Below are 3712 nucleotides of genomic sequence, written 5' to 3' on the forward strand. Positions count from 1 at the left end.
CTCCCTAGAATGTTTTAACCAACCCCAAAGGCATTCATGACACAGGGCTCCATCCGGATTCGCGGCGCGCGCCAGCACAACCTCCAGAACCTCGACCTCGACATCCGCACCGGCGAGATGACCGTGGTCACCGGGCCCAGCGGCTCGGGCAAATCGAGCCTCGTGTTCGACACCCTCTATGCCGAGGGCCAGCGGCGCTACGTGGAGACCTTTTCCGCCTACGCGCGCCAGTTCCTGGACCGCATGGACAAGCCGGCCGTCGACAAGGTGGAGGGCGTGCCGCCCGCCATCGCCATCGACCAGACCAACCCGGTGCGCTCCTCGCGCTCCACGGTCGGCACGATGACCGAACTCAACGACCACCTGAAGCTGCTCTACGCGCGCGCGGCCCAGCTGTTCGACCGCGAGACCGCGCTGCCGGTGCGCCACGACTCGCCCGACAGCATCTATGCGCAGATCGCCGAGCGCGCGGCTGCGGCGGGCGATCCGCGGCTGGTGGTCACCTTCCCGGTCGAGCTGCCGGCCGGCACCTCGGCCGATGAAGTGACGCAATGGCTGTCGGCCAGCGGCTTCACGCGCGTGCAGGCCGAGCGCGAGGTGGCCACGCCCACCGGCCCGCGCAAGATGCTCGACGTGGTGGCCGACCGCTTCCGCATCTCGAGCGCCGAGCGCGCGCGCGTGGTCGAGGCCATCGAGGTGGCGCTCAAGCGCGGCAGCGGGCGCGTCACGGTGCATGCCACGGGTGCCGACGAGAACGCACCCACGGACGTGTGGAAGTTCTCCACCGGCCTGCACTGCCCCGAGAGCGACATCCGCTACGCCGACCCGATCCCGTCGATGTTCTCGTTCAACTCGGCCGTCGGCGCCTGCGACACCTGCCGCGGCTTCGGCCGCGTGATCGGCGTCGACCTGGGCCTCGTGATTCCCAACGACCGGCTCACGCTGCGCGCCGGCGCGATCAAGACCATCCAGACCCCCGCCTGGAAGGAAGCGCAGGACGACCTCATGCGCCACGCCGAGGCGGCCGGCATTCCGCGCGACACGCCCTGGAACAAGCTCACCGACGAGCAGAAGCACTGGGTGATCGAGGGCACGCCCAACTACAAGGAAGGCAACTGGAACAAGCAGTGGTACGGCGTGCGCCGCTTCTTCGCGTACCTGGAGAGCAAGGCCTACAAGATGCACATCCGCGTGCTCTTGTCCAAGTACCGCAGCTACACGCCGTGCCCCACCTGCAGCGGCGCGCGCCTGAAGCTCGACAGCCTGATCTGGCGCATCGGCAGCAAGGAAGACGCGGACGCGGTGCTGGAGCCCGCCAAGCGCTTCATGCCGGCCGGCGTGAAGTGGACGCGCGCGCAGCTGGAGGCGCTGCCGGGGTTGTGCCTGCATGATTTGATGCTGCTGCCGATCGAGCGGCTGCGGCGGTTCTTCGACCGCATGGGTTTGGCTCCCTCCCCCGCCGGGGGAGGGCAGGGGTGGGGGCACGCGGCCTCTGCAAAAGCTGTGGCGGTGGTGGAGGCCGAGAGCCCCCATCCCGGCCTTCCCCCGGCGGGGGAAGGAGCAAGACAGGGCGAAGCCCAGGCCCTCAAACTCCTCTTCGAAGAAATCACCACCCGCCTGCGCTACCTGCACGACGTCGGCATCGGCTACCTCACGCTCGACCGGCAAAGCCGCACGCTGTCGGGCGGCGAGGTGCAGCGGATCAATCTCACCACCGCGCTCGGCACCTCGCTGGTCAACACGCTGTTCGTGCTCGACGAGCCCAGCATCGGCCTGCATCCGCGCGACATGAACCGCATCACCGAGGCCATGCTGCGCCTGCGCGATGCGGGCAACACGCTGGTGGTGGTCGAGCACGACCCGGCCGTGATGCTCGCGGCCGACCGCGTGATCGACATGGGCCCCGGCCCCGGCATCCGCGGCGGGCAGATCGTGTTCGACGGCAGCACCGACCAGCTGCGCGATGCCGACACGCTCACCGGCCAGTACCTGGGCGGGCGCAAGAAGATCGGCATGGGCTTCAAGCGGCTCGTGAGCGAGAACACGCACCGGCTCATCCTCGAAGGCGTGCGCGAGCACAACCTCAAGAACATCACGGTCGAGTTTCCGCTCGCGCGGCTGGTCTGCGTGACCGGCGTCAGCGGCTCGGGCAAGTCGACGCTGATCCAGGACGTGCTGGCGCCCGCGCTCATGCGCCACTTCGGCAAGGCCACCGAAACGCCGGGCGCGCACGACCGCCTGCTGGGCGCCGATCACCTGGGCGACGTGGTCTTCGTCGACCAGTCGCCGATCGGCAAGACCGCGCGCTCCAACCCCGCGAGCTACGTGGGCGCATGGGACGCGATCCGCGAGATCTTCGCCACCGCCGCGCTCTCGCGCCAGCGCGGCTACACCGCGAGCAAGTTCAGCTTCAACTCCGGCGACGGCCGCTGCCCGACCTGCGGCGGCTCGGGCTTCGAGCACGTCGAGATGCAGTTCCTCTCGGACGTGTACCTGCGCTGCCCCGACTGCGACGGCAAGCGCTACCGCCCCGAGATCCTCGAGGTGAAGGTCGAGCGCAAGGGCCGGAGCTACAACGTGGCCGACGTGCTGGACCTCACCGTGGCCGAAGCCGCGGCGGTGTTCGAGGCCGACCGCGACGTGCTGCGCGTGCTGCAGCCGATCTCCGACGTGGGGCTCGACTACGTCAAGCTCGGCCAGCCCGTGCCCACGCTGAGCGGCGGCGAGGCCCAGCGCCTCAAGCTCGCGGGCTTCCTGGCCGAGGCGGCCAAGAGCGCAACGGCCAGCAAGCAATCGGTCGCGCGCCGAGGCACGCTGTTCCTGTTCGACGAGCCCACCACCGGCCTGCACTTCGACGACATCGCGCGGCTGATGCGCGCGCTGCGCAAGCTGCTCGACGCCGGCCATTCGCTGATCGTGATCGAGCACAACCTCGACGTGATCCGCGCCAGCGACTGGTGCATCGACCTCGGCCCCGAAGGCGGCGACGGCGGCGGCCGGGTGGTGGCCGAGGGCACGCCCGAGCAGCTGCGCGAGAACCGCGCCTCGCTCACCGGCGCGGCGCTGGCCGACTACGACCTGGCCATCGGCCCCGAGGCCTACAAGGTGGCCGAGCGCGCCGCGCGGCGCTACATCGCCAATGCCAAGACGGCGCCGGGCGGCCATGCGATCGAGATCGTCAACGCGCGCGAGCACAACCTGAAGAACCTCAGCGTGAACATTCCGCGCGGCAAGTTCAGCGTGGTGACGGGCGTGAGCGGCTCGGGCAAGTCGACGCTGGCCTTCGACATTTTGTTCAACGAAGGGCAGCGGCGCTATCTCGAATCGCTCAACGCCTATGCGCGCAGCATCGTGCAGCCCGCGGGCCGGCCTGAAGTGGATGCGGTCTAYGGCATTCCGCCSACSGTGGCCATCGAGCAGCGSCTSTCGCGCGGYGGCCGCAAGAGCACGGTGGSSACSACCWCCGAGGTCTGGCACTTCCTGCGCCTCCTGTACGTGAAGCTCGGCATCCAGCACTGCATCCACAACGGCGCGGCGGTGCAGCCGCAGACGCCCGACAGCATCGCGGCGCAGCTGATGCGCAACTTCAAGGGCCAGCACATCGGCCTGCTCGCGCCGCTGGTGAGCAACCGCAAGGGCGTGTACACCGAGCTGGCCGACTGGGCGCGGCCGCGCGGCTTCACGCACCTGCGCGTGGACGGCGACTTTTTGC

The 3712-nt window shown here is 69.3% G+C and carries 1 protein-coding gene; it reads left to right on the top strand.

Annotated elements, in window-relative coordinates; all coding sequences use genetic code 11:
- Positions 1-36: 36 nt before the first annotated feature.
- Positions 37-3712, top strand: a 3676-nt coding sequence (gene uvrA, locus AC1DOC_RS24295) for an excinuclease ABC subunit UvrA (protein WP_478130660.1), incomplete at its 3' end; no start/stop codon positions are given.

It is taken from the genome of Variovorax sp. 01T439_2 (genome assembly GCF_056398445.1).